This window comes from Phosphitispora sp. TUW77 (assembly GCF_048453025.1).
In the GTDB taxonomy this organism is placed as follows: Bacteria; Bacillota; Thermincolia; order Thermincolales; family UBA2595; genus Phosphitispora.
The window spans coordinates 1,532,545-1,548,929 of sequence record NZ_CP156677.1; the positions used below are offsets into that span (position 1 = coordinate 1,532,545).

Consider the following 16,385-nt stretch of genomic DNA (forward strand, 5'->3'; position numbering starts at 1 on the left):
AGCTTAGCCTTTTTTATGCAGATAGGATAAAAATTATACTTTCCTATCTGCTAAAAAAAGTGCTTGCCATTTTTATAACAAGCATGTAAAATGAAAACAAATAGTACCCCATGGGGGTATGGGTATTTGGGCCAGTGCATTATATTGATGGTTTTCTTTTAATGCTTTCTATTTAGAAAGGAGAGGTCTGATATGAGACATGAACTTGAAAGTATTTTTGGTGAAAGGGTCTCTTTTGACAAGGTAGAGCGGATGCTTTACTCACACGATGTAGCTAATCTCCCGGAAGCTGTTGAAAAAATGGTATTAAAAAATGCGGATGCCGTTGTCCAGCCCGAAACCATCGAAGAAGTGCAGGAAGTGGTCAAACTGGCCCGCCAAAAAAGGATACCTCTGACGCCAAGAGGTGCGGGCAGTAGTGGTTATGGCGGAACAATTCCGGTTCATAAAGGTATCGTGGTTGCATTCACAAGGATGAACAAAATTATAAGCATTAATAAAAACCTCATGAACGTAACTGTCCAACCAGGGGTTATTTGGTCCATGCTTGAAGAGAAACTCAACAGCAAAGGACTTGCTCTACGGCTGTACCCTTCCAGCGCCCCCGGAGCCACCGTCGGCGGCTGGGTCGGTGAAGGAGGTTCCGGTATCGGCAGTTACGAGTTCGGTTTCTTTTCCGATAATATAACTGAGATAAAAGCCGTCACTCCGGACGGAGAACTGAGAACGTTTAAAGGTAAAGAAATGAATATCATTAACCGTGCCGAGGGTATCACCGGTTTTGCAGTTGAAGTGACCTTGCCTGTCCGGAAACTTGATGAGGAAAAAAAGTTGCTGACAGCTTTTATTGATTTCAGGAAGCTTGTCAATGCAATTAAAGACATTAATAACGAAAACCTCCCAATATGGCATATGAACTTTACCACCGCCAATTTTATAAATAATAAGGCAAATGCGGTGGAGCAAGCATCTAAGATAACATTGCACACTCATGATGATGACCCCAATCAACAGGATGGCCTGCCAAAAGATCATCACCTACTGATGATAGTGCTTCCGAAAAAAAAATATCTTGAAGTATCTGCAAGGCTTCAGGATATTATCGAAAAAAATGGCGGACAAATACTTAATGACAGTTTTGCCCAACACGAATGGTCGGAAAGATTTTATACCATGAGGGTTAAAACCCTAGGCCCTTCTTTAATCCCGTCAGAAGCAATAATTCCTCTTGACAAGATTGCAGATGTGATTGAAGAAGCAGATAAAAAACTTGAAGGCATTTCTATAGAAGGAAGCATGGTTTATCATGACCAAATTACCCTCCTGGCTTTTCTTACCGGTGATGAACGCACCGCGGCCTATAATATAGGATTCGCCAAATCTCTGATCATGATGGATATTGCCAAAAAGCACGGCGGCAGTGCTTATTCAGTCGGACTCTACTTTACCGAAGATGCTGAAGAAGCCCTTGGTAAAGAAAATCTGCAAAAAATTGCAGAATATAAAAAGCAGCTTGACCCGCACAATATTTTTAACCCCGGAAAGATTCTTAGTGATACAGGAAATCCTGGGCTCCTGCGTTCAGCAATGAAGTTGGGGAAATTAACTCCTGAACCACTTCTTGATATTGCAGAAAAGTTTCTTAGTGATAAGCCCAAGGTCAAAAAGAAACTCCTAAACACTATTGCCCGTGCGTCTTACGCTTGCGCCCAATGCGGCTATTGTACCGATACCTGCACATTATATATGGGCTTTAACTGGGAAAGCAGCTCTCCCCGGGGTAAATGGTATATCCTGCGCCAGTACCTCAAAGGTAACCTTGAGCTGACCCAGGAAATAGTTGATATGTTCCTGATGTGTACTACTTGTAAACGTTGTAACCCTGTATGCCAGGTCAACCTGCCTATTATGGAACTCTGGGATGAATTCCGCCCTATCCTCGTAAATGAAATGGGTTTTGCAACTTATAATGGTTTTCAGATGATGGCCGAAAGTGTACACAGTGACCTGAATATCTGGGCAGGCCGCAGAAGCGAAAGGGCCGACTGGGTCCCTGCTGATATCAATATCGAAGAAAATTCCGAGACTGCTTATTGGGCAGGATGTACTGCATCTTTTGTTACTACAAATACTGCCAAGAATGCTGTCAATATCTTAAAGGAAGGCGGGGTTAACTTCTGCACACTTGACAAAGATGAAGGCTGCTGCGGAACTCCAATGCTGGTAGCTGGGAAACTGGATACTTTTGAATTTATTTTCAGGAATAATATAGAAGGTCTGCTGAAACGCGGTGTCAAGGAAATAGTAATTTCCTGCCCAGGGTGTTATATGGCATTTGCCCATGCATACCCTATCTGGGCCCAAAAGCTGGGATATCCTTACGAATTTAAAATAAAGCATATTTCCGAAAAAACAGAAGAATTGATAAATAAAGGCAAGCTAAAGTTCAAAAACCCTGTAAATAAAAAAGTTACCTGGCACGACTCATGTCACATCGGCCGCCATAGCGGTATATATGATGCACCGCGGAATGTGCTTAAAGCGATACCAGGTATAGAGTGTGTGGAAATGGAACACAACAGAGAAAATGCCCTTTGCTGTGGGAGTGTTTTAACACGTATTGCAGCACCTCCGGTTGCCGACAAGTTAGGCGGGATTAGAGTCCAGGAAGCTATTGACGTAGAGGCTGATGCGCTGCTGGCAACTTGCCCCTGCTGTGAAGTCCAGTTAAGGGCTTCAGGCCAAAAAACTGGTAAAGATATCAATGTTCTTGACTTTACCGACTTTATTGCCGAATCGCTTGGATATGAAGTCCAAGACTCATCAGACTATACCTTGCTTATGTGGGGTGTTTTTGAGAAAGCTTTGGAAATCATGACAGTTGACGGTATTGTTAACATGATGAGTGACATGATGCCGGAAATAATGGCTGCAATGCCTTCTTCAATGCAGCCTATGATGAAAGGTATGGAAGCACTTCCAGACTCGGTGCAATCTCCAGCCTTGAATATAATGGAAAAGATGATTCCGGCATTGATGCCAAAACTGCTTCCTTCAATGATGCCTAAACTGATGCCAAAAGTACTGGAACTGATGAAGCAATATATTCCCGATATGCCTGTACAGTTAGAAGAAAAACTGCCGGACATGCTGCCAAAAGTGATGGATAAAATTATGCCTGCAATGTTTCCTAAGGTGGCCCCCAAACTTGCTCCAAAAATGACCGAATATATGCGTGAAAATAAATAAGCCCATAAAAAACAAATTAAAAACATGAGCGGTTGATGAGTTTCCACTAGAAAACACTCATCTTACCGCTCATATTTTTACTGTTCCTGTTCTCTAAAACCATTATCAAGGCATTGTTGCATTGGAATCGATATAAAGCTGTGCAACTTTTTGCCCTGCCAGCAACAGACCACCGGCAGCAGCAACAACCAGGAGCCCTAGCACCAAGCCATACTCTGTCAATCCCTGACCGCTATTTTCGGAAAAAAGTCTTACAATTAATTTCATCGTTTACCACCCTTCATGAAACTTGATTCGGTTTGGAAACAAGTCATGATTATCTTATATTAATTATCGATAGTTTCTTAATTTTACTTTAGCGGTTAATAGTTTTCTTTTTATAAGCGAAGTTCTTTTGTTATTACAGGAAATTATTACATCAAAGCAGGTAATAATAATTATTTATAGAAATACTCTTACAGAACAGTTTGTCTACTAACAATGCTGCTTAAGACCCCGACTTATTTAAAATCTGTTAATTGAAACAGGTGATTAAAATGTCAACTATAAAAGTACTGCTATCTAATTCGATTATTCCTAAGCTTACCAGTATCTTTGAAGCCTCCCCTAAATGTGAATGGGGTGGTGTTCTTGTTGGTGATATCATTGAAGAAGCTGACATTATCACTACTACTATTTATGAAGTAATACCGGCAGCGTATAAAGAATCCTTCCTGAACGAGTTTCGTACTGCTTCTCAAATGTGGAAGGGGTTTTATGCTGAACGTGACCGCCTTTACTCCGGAGCTAAAATAGTGGGCTGGTATTATTATTCGCCAACTTCACAGCAGCCTTCCAAACCAAATATCGACATACATAAAACTTTTTTTGACACTCCCAATTCGGTATTTCTGTTTTTGGACCACAACGGCACTCCGCACTGTTTTAAAAAGGATGCATCCGGGAATAGTTTTTTACCGGTTATTTATTCAGAATTCACCAAACAGGATAGCTTAACCATCAATAAAGGCGCTTTTACCGGTGAGTCCGTAACAGAAACCGGTGTCAATCGTTGGCTTAAAACAGGTCTTAAAAAAGTCGGCCTGTTTATAATCTTTTTTGCAATATGCATTTTGGGAATTATGTATAATGACCTTACTAAACCTATTGTTAAAACTTCCGGATTAACTTCTGTATCCACACCCGAGAATGCAATACCCGAAAACTCAGCACCGGAAAATGCGGCAAAAGAAACTCTGGTCCCAGATTCACCTCCATCTGCCGCTATCCAGGGATCTCAGCCAGATAATAAATCCACAGAAGTGGTTCAAGAAGTGGTTCAAACAGAGAGTTCTGGTATTAATGTAGCGGAAAATACTTCTCAGCCAGAACAGAATTATTATATTGTAAAAAAAGGCGACTCCCTCTGGGTTATTTCTGAGAAATTCTACGGAACCGGATTTAAATTCTATAAAATCATGGAAACAAATAATATTTATAATCCAAGAAACCTCTATACAGGCCAAAAACTTATTATTGTGCCGGATTCAAATGAATAGATAATTGATGTGCCACAAATAAAAAAACGCCCCAAAAGGCGTTATTTTATTTGCATTTCATAGTTTTCAAATTGCACCTGGCAATAATACTCGCTATAACGCCAACAAAAAAAGTAGCAATAATTCCAAAAATGACTCCATCCACCCAAGAAAGGAACATCTTATTACCCCCCTAAAAATTATTTGTTATATGCACATTTGATATAGGTCACATTGGTTTATGAGCTTTTTGGCCGTCTTTAGCTTCGTTAAGGGTCCTGGCCATACACATTTTGCAGATATAAACCCTCTTAGGATTATCCTGAAATTTCCTGTAATCAACATGCTCCTCTGTGATACCTTCTTTTTTGCCACACATCATACACCTGACTTGCATTCCTACACTCCTTTGGCAAACACTATTAATATTAGTATTAGATACTTCTTTTGGCAATTTAAACATCATGGTGGGGTTCTTTTTGTACCTGAATTGCTGCTTTTGTAATTTCAGTAACTACCTTTATCCTGGTATCATTATAAGATGCTAAAAGCTTTGAAAACACTTCACCTTTTTCAGAAACATAATATTGAGGAGGAAGGTTGTTTAACGCAATAGCCATTATATCCAAACGGCACTTTTCACATTTGCACAGCCCTTCTCTTTTTTCAAGGACTTCATCAAGTACATCATTAACAACCTTCTCAGTGTAGTTCTGCAGTTCCAGAATAACACACCCTTTCCGGCACAAAAGAAAGTGAACAGATTAATTTAATGTTATTATTCAGCAAATTTTTTGAAAATCCTGCAAATTACTTGTTGATATTATTAATTATTCTTGAATTCCTTTGCTGATGCAAGTTTCTCAAGTTCGGCCAGCTGAGACCTTGTGCCAATAGCTATCAGCAGGTCACCGTCTTGAATAGCTTCCTGGGCACCAGGATTGGTAATGATCTCTTCATTTCTCTTAATAGCCACAATCATTGTTCCGGTAAGCTGCTTTAGCCTTGAATTTTCTAGAGTCTGCCCAATTAGTACCGAATTCTCCGAAGTTTCCAGTTCCTCAATCTCAAACTCCAGCTCTTGCTTGTGTATCAACGTCTCCACAAAATCCACACTGACGGGTTTAAGTATTGAAATAGCCATTCTTCGGCCACCAATAACTGACGGGGAAATAACTTTATCAGCCCCGGCCCTTATTAACTTAGATTTTGATTCAGATATATCGCCCCTGGCCACAATCATTATGTTTGGGTTTAATTCCTTTGCAGTAAGAGTAACAAATACGTTTTCCGCATCTCCCGGCAAAGCTGTAATCAAACCCTTGGCATTGTTAATCCCTGCTTCCAAAAGAACTTCATCTTTTGCAGCATCATCATTGATGACAAGCACTCCGTCTTCCATCAGATTCTTAATAACCTCTTCATCCTTATCAATCACCACAAAAGGAACCTTTTCCGTCATCAGTCTTAAGATAACATGCCTTCCCACCCTGCCAGCACCGCACAGAATTATATGGTCTTTCAACTTATTTATTTTATTTTGCATTTTAGACCGCCCCATAATATTTTTTATATGTCCTTCAAGAATAAACCCTACAATAGTACCAAAAGCATACGCCACCAAACTGACACCCACGATTATTAGGAACATTGTAAATATTTTACCAGCCATTGAGTCTGGTGCCCCACTGTAGCCAATGGCTGTCGTTGTAATCAAGCTGATAGTTACTGCAAAAGAATCTAAAGGTGAATATCCCTCTATAAATTGAAACCCGATAGTCCCGATTATAATTACGATCAGGAGCGAAAAAATGGCAATTAATAGCTTCTTAGACTGATTTGTCAATAAGTACCACTCCCATTTCCCAATTATTTTGTTTTATTCTAGTAGAAGGCATTAATTTCCTTCTTTAACTTCGTAAGATTGCTCTGCTTGCTCCAATTGCCATTGTGTAAATTGTTCAATATCTTTTCGGATTGAATTAAATACAAATGATATTACTGTTACATCATCAATAAGCCCTAGTCCCAACAAAAAATCAGGAACCATATCAAACGGATTGACCAAATAAACAAGTGCTGCCAAACCAGTAATAATTGTCTTTAGCGGAATTGTCCTGTATTCTCCCCTTGTCCATGCCTTAATCATATTTATAAGCAAATCAATCTCATTAAGTACTTTATCAAGTTTACCCTTTTGTTTTTGAGACTTTATCAGAGCCCTGTTTATGATTTCCGTTGTCTTTTTTAGGTCGCCAGAAATGCTTTCCGCTTTTCTTCTACTGGATTCAAAACCTGCGGGTTCTCTCAAATTAAACTTCTCCTCTCACCTAGCAATTCTTGATAAATATCATTCCCGGATATTAAAAAAAGCCTCAAGCTGACGCTTAAGGCAAACACCTTAAATATATAAGGTGAAGGCGGGCTGTTTGGTAAAACTATCCAGTATCTTACTAAGTGATTTTATTTATTCTACAATAATTCCTAAATCCCTGCAAAACACTTCATTTTTTTTAAAAAGACTTAGCTTAATGAATCTGAATGGCATAGTTAATCAATTTTTCAATCAAGTCAGGAAAATTAATCCCCATAGCCCTGGCAGCATCAGGAAATAGGCTTGTTGCAGTCATTCCTGGGCTTGTGTTAAGTTCTAACACATAGGGCCGGTTGTTTTCATCCAGCAAAAAATCTACCCTGGATAATCCCTTGCAGCCAATAGCTCGGTAAACCCTGGCAGCAATTTCTCTTACTTCTCTATCAACTGCTTCCGGCAGCTCTGCCACAAAATGACTGCTGGCACCAACCGTATATTTGGCATGATAGTCATATACCCCTGACTGAGATACAATTTCAAGAACCGGTAGAACCACTGGGTCTGAATTTCCCATAATTGATACTGTTAATTCCCTGCCTTTAATAAACCGTTCCACAAGAATTTGATTATCATACTTGAGGCACTCAACAATAGCTTCTTTAATATCCTCTTCCCGGAACGCAAAACAAACACCAATTGAAGAACCTTGTCTGGCCGACTTTATCACAAGCGGTAATTTTATTTTGCTCGTGACCATCTGATAAATCTTTTCATGTGAACATTTCTCCGCATCTATAACTAAAAATTCAGGTGTAGGAATGTTTTCATAAACAAGTATTTTTTTTGTCATAATTTTGTTCATTGCAAGAGAACTGGCCATAACTCCAGGTCCTGTATAAGGTATGCCCAGTATTTCCAGGAGTCCCTGAACACAGCCATCCTCTCCATATTTACCATGAAGTGCTACTACAGCAACATCAGGCTCTACCTCCCGCAGTTTTTCACTGAGGTCCCTGCCAACATCAACAAGAACAGCATCAAAATTTTTTTCCTTCAAAGCTTCAAATATTGACTTCCCGGTATTTAGGGAAACTTCTCTCTCTGTTGAAAGACCGCCATAAAGTATTGCTACTTTTTTTTTCATATGACACCTCCATAGAATATTATATTACCGGGAAACATATTTTTTAAGTATATCATTAAAATTTTTCAAAAATTCCTCTATAATTTTACAAACTTGATTCAATTGACAAATTGCCTGTTATCCTTTATACTAAATGATGTTCGATAAATCGTAGGGGAGTAGCTCAATTGGTAGAGTAGCGGTCTCCAAAACCGTTGGTTGCAGGTTCGAGTCCTGTCTCCCCTGCCATAAGAAAACTTACAACCGCAAGAGATTGCGGTTTTTTTATTTTTAACAACTATATCTTTAACAACCACCCGTGTATTAATACCTGTTAACCCTACATTCACTCTCTACCGGAAAAATCACCTTGAATTCCGTACCTTCGGTACCGGTATCAATCTCTATCCTGGCTTTATGTCTATGGGCAATTCTATAACACGCCGCCAATCCCAAACCAGTGCCGTAATCCTTTGTGGTAAAAAAGGGGGTCCCAATTTTCTCCATAACTTCGTGGCTAATCCCTATACCCTGGTCTTTTACAGCTAAAACAACTCCATTACTGTCCTTATATGTTTTTATAGTTAGGACACCTCCCGGTGACATGGATTCAATGCCATTGAGAACCAGATTAAAAATATGATCAATAGAAACTATTCTTGTCCCCGATTTAACTGCAATTAATCCCTCTGACCCGTGGTCCATAGGAATTGCGTATCTCGTGAGCAATGCCTGCAAGCCATTTTCCCCTATTAAATTTAAGCGGGTCCCAGGCGAGCCATTTCTCTTTCAAAAACGTTTTTAAATCAGTGATATCGTTGGCTAATAGTAAATGGACAGTCCTTTCATTATTCCCACCATATACTATCAGCTGATAATAACACCGTTTTTAATCTCATTAGAATTGACCCTTAAACTTTGTCTCTATGTTTTTTCACTGACTCTTTTTTTGGTCCAATAGTTTCTATAAATTCCTTGCGTTTCTTTGTTATCTACCCAAAAAATCAAGTGGGGTGTATATTTTTTAAGCTGCGGTCTCAGCAAGGGACCGGTTATTTTGAAAAAACACTTCATTTGCTTTGATGATTTTTATCATCTTTTTTTTGAAAAATATGGGCCATCGGCAAAAGGATTAAAAATTAAAATACTTTATAGAAACTGTTTCTTGTGATAAAAGCAAGGGCCCTCTTCAGTGGCAAAGAGCATCGGACTCCTCTGCCTTTTGATGTTTAATTAACAAAAGGGGTATACTGATTAGTTTAATTGCTTTGAGCTTTTTTAACTTCGTATTTCCAAACTCTTGAATATTACGATTATTAGGACTCAGGAAAACTGTCTTTTTATCATTCTCAAAATAACCACCGCCTTTTTCGTAATAATTTCCGATAGTTTATTTAATTATACAATAATCGGTTTTTATTTTTCTTTAGGGAAATATGTCGCAATTTTTAATTCTAATAAAAAAAATTTTAGACAATATCTGCCAAAAAGAGAAAAAAAACCCCTTGTTTTTCAAGAGTTCATAAAGGTATCGTCCTTATCCCAGCCGGTAATTTACTAAGAAAACTCATCCCTAAGAATAACCCATATGTATAATATTATAATATTTTCCCGTTTCCTGAACAGCCCCCTGTCGTTCCAGGCCCCTCTATCCTAAAACCTATTTTTTTCGTAAACATTTTTTTTGCCCTGATATTATATTCAAAGACTTCCAGTCCGACCCCTATGAAAAACCCAATTCCCCAAAAAAAGATGTCTTAATAATACAAACTAGTGCAATCTGTACCGAAAACCCTGGTTCCACATTCTTTTTCTCACCGATTAGCATTTCCCTATTTTCTGCCTTCCGATTCTCTTTATCTATGGATCCTAATGAGATAAAATCCTATCGAAACTGCCTGTCCAATGTTTTCAATAATCAGCCGTAAAGTATCATATTCCTCCCAGGCCCCTTTTTCATATCTCCGGCTCTCAATTTCAAATGTTTGTATTTATCGGCCGCTCCTCTGACAAGGTCCCGCAATTTCCGGGTCCATTTTTTCCATTTTTACCATTAGCGGGAATATCTGTTTCTGGCAATGTCCTCTTATCCTCACTTTATTGCCTGCTAATTTCATGAAGCGGTATCCTCCTATTTATATCCAAACTAGTCTCAGAAGCACAAGTCACCGGCAATCACAAGCTCAGTTACCAGGTTTTTTGGCTCTCCCTGACAATCCTGATAATTACCGGAAGCTCTTTTGCGGTAATTTCATATTTATCTTTACCTCTGCTCATGAAACACGTTTTTTTAAATCAAATGTTATATCCTGTATTCATGTGCCTACTCCCCGGAATTTTTATTGTTTCTTTAAGTTCCGCATTTCGCGGTTTTTTCCAGGGCTTAATGGAAATGAAACCACCTGCTCTCAGTCAGATTATCGAACAAGTAATCAGGGTGTTTTTTGGGATATGTATGGCTATATACTTGCTGCCTCGTGGAATCCAATGGGCAGCAGCCGGAATTGCCGGTGCCGGTGTTTTGGGAGAATTTTTCGGTTTATCATTCTTGATTAGTGCTTTTCTGCACCGGAAACCGTTAAAGTTGTCTATTTCCCTGCCTGGTATAGCTGTTTCATACCATATATTACGAAAACTCTTCAAAATGTGTACCCCTATAACTCTTGGACGTGTTGCCGCAACTGCAATGCTTTCAATTGATTCAATGCTGATTCCATTTGTGCTGAGGGAAGCCGGTCATTCAACCTCAACAGCAACTGCAATTTACGGTCAGCTTACAGGTGTTGCCTTAACCTTGCTTTCAATACCCTCAATAATAACAGTTTCCTTGGCAACTAGTTTGGTTCCCGCAATATCTGAGGCAGTTGCCCAAAACAGGGCTTATGTCGTGCGGTCCAGAACCAGTGAAGCCATAAGGGTTACCTTACTGGCTGCTGTTCCATTTGTTACGGCATTTATTGTTCTTCCTAATGAGATAACTCAAGCTATTTTTGGCTCTCCTGAAGCTGGACACCTGTTGTTCATATTAGCCTTTGGAGGGCTGTTTGCCTACCTGCAGCAAACAAGCACCGGAGTGCTTCAAGGCCTTGGTTACCCTGTAATACCACTAAAAAACATGATTTTTGCAGGGTTCGTAAAGGTTTTAACTATCTATATGCTAACTTCCAAACTATCACTTGGAATCACTGCAATAGCTTATTGTTATGATATATTTTTCTTTTTGTCTGCCGGGCTTAATGTCCTGGCACTTTACCGAAAAACCAGTTGTTATATAAGTATCAAAAATGATATCCTTAAACCTGTTTCAGCGGGTCTGGTTACTGCAGCAATTTATTCTGGGGTATATAAATCCCTGTATTTCGTACTAGAAAAAAATTTTTTGAGTGTGGCACTTTCACTTAGCAATGGATTTGCTTTCTACATTATTGCCATTGTTTTAATGGGGTCACTTAAAAAAAATGACCTCCGCAAAATTCCATATATAAAAAATATTATCCGATAGCTTAGCTATCGGATAATATACTGTCCAAATTCCATTCTCTGACCATGTTCATAAAGTTATTATCGGTGACATCAAAAAATAGTGGGGTAACCGATATTTCACCATTCTTAACTGAAGCGATATCAGTACCGGGTTCGGCCATTATGTCCATCACCTCGCCACCCATCCAATAATAATCCTTGCCTCGGGGGTCACGTCTTTTTTCAAAGGTGTTTTCATAACGCCTCTTACCCAGTCGGGTTACTGCTACCCGGTTAGGTTTTTTTTCATCATTCAGTACGGGCACATTGACATTTAGCAGCGTTTCGTCAGGCAGCCCCTTATCTAATACTACCTTTACGAGTTTTTGGGCAAATTTTGCGGCATAATCAAAATCCACACTTTCCCAAGAAGCCAACGAAACTGCAATTGAAGGTACACCATTAATAACCCCTTCGAGAGCTGCCGAGACAGTTCCCGAATAAAGAACATCAGTACCCAGATTGGGCCCCAAATTAATACCAGATACAACTATATCGGGCTTAGAGGGCAAAAGAGCCTGTATGGCAAGCTTCACACAATCTGAAGGGGTTCCATTTACTGCATAACCTTTCGCGTTGCTTGCGGAAAACTCAAATTCCTCCACCCTGAGTGGTTTGTGTATGGTTATCCCCAATCCGGAAGCGCTTCTGGGTCTGTCCGGAGCCACCACACAAACATCACCAAGGTGTTCCAAGGCACTTCTGAGTGCATTTATTCCCGGTGCTTGTATGCCGTCATCATTACTAATAAGAATAAGCATATTTTCCTCCTTATGAGTAAAAAAGCAGGGGTGACCTGCTTTATATTTCATATATATTTATTGTCATTGTACCATCTTGATTCTTATTAAGCCCAAACATCACTTTTTTATGTTTTAATGTTTTGTTGAGATAATCCACAACCTTGTACATTTCATTATAACTTTTAAAATGTTTGGAAGCAATGAGTTCAAGCTTTTCGGTTCCCTGCTCAGCCATATCAAACAATCCCCTTCCGAAAATACAGCCTGACACTATTGTAAACAGTTTTTACCAAGAAATCAATGGTTTCTTATCAGAGAAAATGCCTCGGCACGAGTAGCCTGATTACTTTTAAATAAACCGCGCACAGAAGAAGTAAGAGTCATTGACCCAGGTTTTTTTATGCCTCTCATAGTCATACACATATGTTCAGCTTCAACAACCACCAATACGCCAAGCGCATTCAGTGACTCCATTATCATATCTGCAATATCACAGGTAAGCCTCTCCTGAAGTTGGGGCCTCTTAGCAATAGTTTCCACCGTACGTGCCAATTTTGACAATCCGGTAATTTTCCCTTTTCTCGGTATATAAGCTACATGTGCCTTGCCAAAAAACGGAAGTAAATGATGTTCACACATGGAGTAAAATGGTATATCTTTTACGAGCACCATTTCCTCATGTCCTTCACTAAAAAGTACCTGCAAGTGTTCACGAGGGTCTTCGTACAGCCCACAAAAAATCTCTTCATACATCCTGGCTACTCTTGAGGGTGTTGCCCGTAATCCTTCCCTTTCAGGGTTTTCACCTATAGCTTCAATAATCATACGAACCGCGGTTTCTATTTTTGCCTTGTCAAACATTGTTAATCCTCCTTACAACTGCCCCATGATTTTATGCATCTGGGGGATTACTCTGACATCTGAGATGTAATGAAGCGCCATTTTCTGCATTTTCATGAGTTCCTTAACACACAGTGATTTTACCTGCAAGCCTTCATATGATGTTACCGGCTGTATGATAAGAGGAATGTCTTGATTAACCTCTTTAATCAAATTACATGTCTTGAGAAGTGTTGATTTTTTTGTCTCTGAAGATACCACAACCTTGACAAAAATTTCTTTCTCTGAACCTCTTTGAAGAAACTCGGCATGCCTGTCCCATAGATTATCATAACCTGAAGTCTCAGGTAATTTGATATCCATGCTTATTATGTCTATTACGGGCATTACTTTAACCAAATTTTCCGGAAGAGTCCCATTTGTTTCGAGATAAATCCTAAATCCCCATTCCTTTAAAATTGTACCCAGCCGTTTGATGAATTCAGTATGAAGAAGCGGTTCTCCTCCAGTGACGCTTATACTATGTACTGCTGTAGCAGATACATTTCCTTTGATAATCGCGGCAACAGTATCGGTCTCAACCGGGTTAGACAAACTGATAAAATCCCCTTGGCCAGGATTAGTCTCCACACGAAAATATGGCCTCAGAGAAAAATCAGTATCACAATAACAACAACTTAAGTTGCATCCCGAAAATCTGATAAAGACCTGTCTTACACCTGTATATGGTCCTTCACCCTGTATAGAAGTAAAAACCTCAACCAAATTTACTGCCACCGTTAATACTCCCTGTCCAACAAAAATATTTGAATTATTATGCAATTTTCCTTTATATTCGAGATTTTTATTAAACCTCCTGCTAATTTTCGAGTTTTTTTACTTTTCTTTTAATTAGTGCTGCATTTTTTATTGTTTTAATTTAATAAGTTCAAGCTTCTGTAGTTCATTCAATGAATTCTGTATAGAAATGAAAGTTCGTTGTGCCTCGGAACTATTAAATTCAATTCCCTCACTGGATAATTCCAAATAACCCTGTGCCAGAGTATCTAGATGCCGTGCTGCATTAGTAATTACCTGCAATTCCTCTGCTGTAGCAGTATAACCACCTTGATCAATACTCTCTGAAAGCGGTTTGAAAACTGCGCTATATATATGATTCAGAACTGTTCTGGTTTTTATGGTAATATCAAGCAAAGGCTGACTGATAATTTCTTTGCGCATCTCAGCTGATATATTTTCCAACTGAGTAAACCGTTTCAGTTCGTAGTCTTCAGGAAATACAGTAGCTTCCAAAGCACCAATTACAACCCCGAGGTACTTGGGATTATCAGGGTTTACAATATATTTATTTAAGGCTCCACGGATTATGGTAATCCTGGTATACTCTTCAACATATGCACTTTGCAAGCTTTTCCTGGCATCATTTCTAAGAAATTCACCTGCATTGACTACAGTTTTATCTTCCCTGCTGCATCCGGGCAATAAAAAGATTAATAAAGCGACAACAAATAATATGGCAAAAACTTTTTTATTGCTTTTATTGAACATAGTTCAACCCCCTTTATAATATTTTTTCTCGAATTATTCGTATTTTCCTCTTTTCAGCATTAATCCATTATTCCGGAGCATAGAAAAAAATGTTACCAGTCACATATTGTAATTTGTGTGACCAATAACATTCTATATATTGGATCTATATAATCGTTGAAAACAGTTTAAGGTTTAATTAAGGCCCAATGACCTATTGTAACAATATACCGCATCATCATATTTTCCAATCAGCTCCATTAATGAGGCCTTATAGCCCCATGCCTCACGGTGGTTCGGATTATATTTTATAATCCTGTCATAACAGGCTTGAGCTTCCTGATACCTGTTAAGTTTAATCATACATCCACCCTTGTTTAAAATCAGCCTGCTGTTTTTTGAATCAATTTTAAGACCCATATTGTATACCGCCAGAGCCTCAAAATGCCTTCCCATTCCCTCCAAGCACAGGGCCTTGTTGTTTAGCAGGGTAACATCATTGGAATAATTCCGCAATGCTGTGTCAAAACAGTTTATTGCTTCTACATGTCTTCCTGCCTGACAGAGACATGTTCCCTTATTGCTCAGCAATGTCAGATCATTTGGGCTAAGTTCAAGTGCAAGTTCGTAACAAAGCAGGGATTTTTCATGATGCCCCAATTGTGCCAGGGAGAATCCTTTATTGTTAAGAAGTTCAATATTAATCAGTTTAAACTCCTCTGCTTTTTCATAACACTTAAGAGCTTTTTCATGCTGGCCCAGGTTGCTGAAACACAACCCCATATTTATATATACTGCCGGATTGCCATATTCTGTTTCGGCAACTCTTTTAAACTGTTCCAGTGCTTCCATATATTCCCCATCAGAACAGAGGCACAGGCCATAGTGGAACAGAGCTACCGAATTTTCAGGGTCAAAGTCAAGGGCCTGACGGAAACAAGATTTTGCTTCTTTAGTTAACTCATTTTGGTAATAGTATTTTCCCTTAGCAATTATGGCTTCAACTGAATTTGGTTTGTTTAGCAGTTCATGGTTAATAACCGTTGAATTCATGCTGCGGGAAAAATAATCAGGTTTATCTGTCTCCACCCAATAAAGCGGGGCCTCAATAACTCCGTGTTCAGCCGCTTTACGAAAAGATTCCCCGGCTTTTTTCACCATGCATTTTTTGTACTGCAGATGGCCTATCCTAAAATACAATTCCCCCTTTAAGATAGATTTTTTAACAGCCTTTTCGTAGTACTGAATTGCCTTCTCTTCCTGTTTTGTTGTCTCATATAACCACCCGATGAAGAAATAAACATTACTGACACTAAAAAAATGTCTGAACTGTTTTTTCATTGAATCAAATATTTGCCTGATACTGGAAACCCTTTGATACCGGAAAACCAAATTACTCATTTTCAGACCTCTCCTTTAATTTTTATCTACTCTCGGTTTTCTTAACATTCGCATTAAGGGTTTCAATTTCTTGAATGCCATTCCCTGCTAGAAAGAGTAAGAATCGTACGTCAAATACCATCACAAAATGACAGCGAAAATCCCCGAAA

Annotated in this window: 16 protein-coding genes and 1 tRNA gene; 4 read left to right on the top strand and 13 right to left on the bottom strand. The window is 39.0% G+C overall.

Annotated features, from left to right (window positions below; all coding sequences use genetic code 11):
* Positions 1 to 192 precede the first annotated feature (192 nt).
* Positions 193 to 3,249: an FAD-binding protein gene (locus ABFY19_RS07255; RefSeq protein WP_418789993.1), complete on the top strand. Its 3,057-nt coding sequence runs from the start codon at positions 193 to 195 to the stop codon at positions 3,247 to 3,249.
* A 105-nt stretch (positions 3,250 to 3,354) separates the two neighbouring features.
* Here the strand turns inward: ABFY19_RS07255 and ABFY19_RS07260 are convergent, their stop codons facing one another.
* Positions 3,355 to 3,516 (bottom strand): Flp family type IVb pilin, encoded by a 162-nt coding sequence (locus ABFY19_RS07260; protein WP_418789994.1) that lies wholly within the window; start codon positions 3,514 to 3,516, stop codon positions 3,355 to 3,357.
* A 269-nt stretch (positions 3,517 to 3,785) separates the two neighbouring features.
* Here ABFY19_RS07260 and ABFY19_RS07265 point away from each other — a divergent pair, with 269 nt between their 5' ends.
* Positions 3,786 to 4,787, top strand: coding sequence for a LysM peptidoglycan-binding domain-containing protein (locus tag ABFY19_RS07265; RefSeq protein WP_418789995.1), 1,002 nt, complete (start codon positions 3,786 to 3,788; stop codon positions 4,785 to 4,787).
* 208 nt (positions 4,788 to 4,995) lie between these two features.
* On the opposite strand, the gene ABFY19_RS07270 is transcribed toward ABFY19_RS07265, so the two are convergent.
* The 5 genes from ABFY19_RS07270 to ABFY19_RS07290 all read right to left on the bottom strand — a co-directional run bounded on the left by ABFY19_RS07270 (position 4,996) and on the right by ABFY19_RS07290 (position 8,224).
* Positions 4,996 to 5,163 (bottom strand): DUF2197 domain-containing protein, encoded by a 168-nt coding sequence (locus ABFY19_RS07270; RefSeq protein ID WP_418789996.1) that lies wholly within the window; start codon positions 5,161 to 5,163, stop codon positions 4,996 to 4,998.
* A 58-nt stretch (positions 5,164 to 5,221) separates the two neighbouring features.
* Positions 5,222 to 5,515, bottom strand: a complete 294-nt coding sequence (locus ABFY19_RS07275) for a late competence development ComFB family protein (protein ID WP_418789997.1) — start codon at positions 5,513 to 5,515, stop codon at positions 5,222 to 5,224.
* Between the two features lie 77 nt (positions 5,516 to 5,592).
* Positions 5,593 to 6,612 (bottom strand): potassium channel family protein, encoded by a 1,020-nt coding sequence (locus tag ABFY19_RS07280; protein ID WP_418789998.1) that lies wholly within the window; start codon positions 6,610 to 6,612, stop codon positions 5,593 to 5,595.
* Between the two features lie 51 nt (positions 6,613 to 6,663).
* Positions 6,664 to 7,077: a YkvA family protein gene (locus tag ABFY19_RS07285; protein WP_418789999.1), complete on the bottom strand. Its 414-nt coding sequence runs from the start codon at positions 7,075 to 7,077 to the stop codon at positions 6,664 to 6,666.
* Between the two features lie 217 nt (positions 7,078 to 7,294).
* The gene (locus tag ABFY19_RS07290) at positions 7,295 to 8,224 is read right to left on the bottom strand and encodes a D-alanine--D-alanine ligase (protein WP_418790000.1); all 930 of its coding nucleotides are present in this window, start codon (positions 8,222 to 8,224) and stop codon (positions 7,295 to 7,297) included.
* A 152-nt stretch (positions 8,225 to 8,376) separates the two neighbouring features.
* On the opposite strand from ABFY19_RS07290, the gene ABFY19_RS07295 reads away from it, so the two are divergent.
* Positions 8,377 to 8,452: transfer RNA gene (locus ABFY19_RS07295), tRNA-Trp, on the top strand.
* A 75-nt stretch (positions 8,453 to 8,527) separates the two neighbouring features.
* Here the strand turns inward: ABFY19_RS07295 and ABFY19_RS07300 are convergent.
* Complete coding sequence (locus ABFY19_RS07300; RefSeq protein ID WP_418790001.1) at positions 8,528 to 8,941, bottom strand: ATP-binding protein; 414 nt, start codon at positions 8,939 to 8,941, stop codon at positions 8,528 to 8,530.
* 1,399 nt (positions 8,942 to 10,340) lie between these two features.
* Between ABFY19_RS07300 and ABFY19_RS07305 the strand changes: the two genes are divergently transcribed.
* A complete protein-coding gene (locus ABFY19_RS07305; RefSeq protein WP_418792556.1) occupies positions 10,341 to 11,705 on the top strand; it encodes a putative polysaccharide biosynthesis protein in 1,365 nt (454 codons plus the stop codon).
* A gap of 1 nt (position 11,706) precedes the next feature.
* Here ABFY19_RS07305 and surE read toward each other — a convergent pair whose 3' ends face one another.
* The 6 genes from surE to ABFY19_RS07335 form a co-directional block, all read right to left on the bottom strand.
* Positions 11,707 to 12,486, bottom strand: coding sequence for a 5'/3'-nucleotidase SurE (surE, locus tag ABFY19_RS07310; RefSeq protein ID WP_418790002.1), 780 nt, complete (start codon positions 12,484 to 12,486; stop codon positions 11,707 to 11,709).
* Positions 12,487 to 12,526: 40 nt separating this feature from the next.
* Positions 12,527 to 12,703 carry a YpmA family protein gene (locus tag ABFY19_RS07315; protein WP_418790003.1) on the bottom strand — a complete coding sequence of 59 codons (177 nt, stop codon included), beginning with the start codon at positions 12,701 to 12,703 and terminating at the stop codon, positions 12,527 to 12,529.
* A 62-nt stretch (positions 12,704 to 12,765) separates the two neighbouring features.
* Positions 12,766 to 13,329: a GTP cyclohydrolase I FolE gene (folE, locus tag ABFY19_RS07320; protein WP_418790004.1), complete on the bottom strand. Its 564-nt coding sequence runs from the start codon at positions 13,327 to 13,329 to the stop codon at positions 12,766 to 12,768.
* Positions 13,330 to 13,341: 12 nt separating this feature from the next.
* Positions 13,342 to 14,085 carry a 7-carboxy-7-deazaguanine synthase QueE gene (locus ABFY19_RS07325; RefSeq protein ID WP_418790005.1) on the bottom strand — a complete coding sequence of 248 codons (744 nt, stop codon included), beginning with the start codon at positions 14,083 to 14,085 and terminating at the stop codon, positions 13,342 to 13,344.
* Between the two features lie 129 nt (positions 14,086 to 14,214).
* Entirely contained in the window at positions 14,215 to 14,856 is a 642-nt protein-coding gene (locus tag ABFY19_RS07330) for a hypothetical protein (RefSeq protein WP_418790006.1), read from the bottom strand.
* Positions 14,857 to 15,030: 174 nt separating this feature from the next.
* Positions 15,031 to 16,236, bottom strand: coding sequence for a tetratricopeptide repeat protein (locus ABFY19_RS07335; RefSeq protein WP_418790007.1), 1,206 nt, complete (start codon positions 16,234 to 16,236; stop codon positions 15,031 to 15,033).
* Positions 16,237 to 16,385 lie beyond the last annotated feature (149 nt).

Bases quoted from the DNA above. Each gene is read 5' to 3' on its own strand.
- ABFY19_RS07265 (WP_418789995.1), top strand. From the start codon at position 3,786: ATGTCAACTATAAAAGTACTGCTATCTAATTCGATTATTCCTAAGCTT.
- ABFY19_RS07330 (WP_418790006.1), bottom strand. From the start codon at position 14,856: ATGTTCAATAAAAGCAATAAAAAAGTTTTTGCCATATTATTTGTTGTC.
- folE (WP_418790004.1), bottom strand. From the start codon at position 13,329: ATGTTTGACAAGGCAAAAATAGAAACCGCGGTTCGTATGATTATTGAA.
- ABFY19_RS07270 (WP_418789996.1), bottom strand. From the start codon at position 5,163: ATGCAAGTCAGGTGTATGATGTGTGGCAAAAAAGAAGGTATCACAGAG.
- ABFY19_RS07335 (WP_418790007.1), bottom strand. From the start codon at position 16,236: ATGAGTAATTTGGTTTTCCGGTATCAAAGGGTTTCCAGTATCAGGCAA.
- ABFY19_RS07255 (WP_418789993.1), top strand. From the start codon at position 193: ATGAGACATGAACTTGAAAGTATTTTTGGTGAAAGGGTCTCTTTTGAC.
- ABFY19_RS07315 (WP_418790003.1), bottom strand. From the start codon at position 12,703: ATGGCTGAGCAGGGAACCGAAAAGCTTGAACTCATTGCTTCCAAACAT.
- ABFY19_RS07260 (WP_418789994.1), bottom strand. From the start codon at position 3,516: ATGAAATTAATTGTAAGACTTTTTTCCGAAAATAGCGGTCAGGGATTG.
- ABFY19_RS07290 (WP_418790000.1), bottom strand. From the start codon at position 8,224: ATGAAAAAAAAAGTAGCAATACTTTATGGCGGTCTTTCAACAGAGAGA.
- surE (WP_418790002.1), bottom strand. From the start codon at position 12,486: ATGCTTATTCTTATTAGTAATGATGACGGCATACAAGCACCGGGAATA.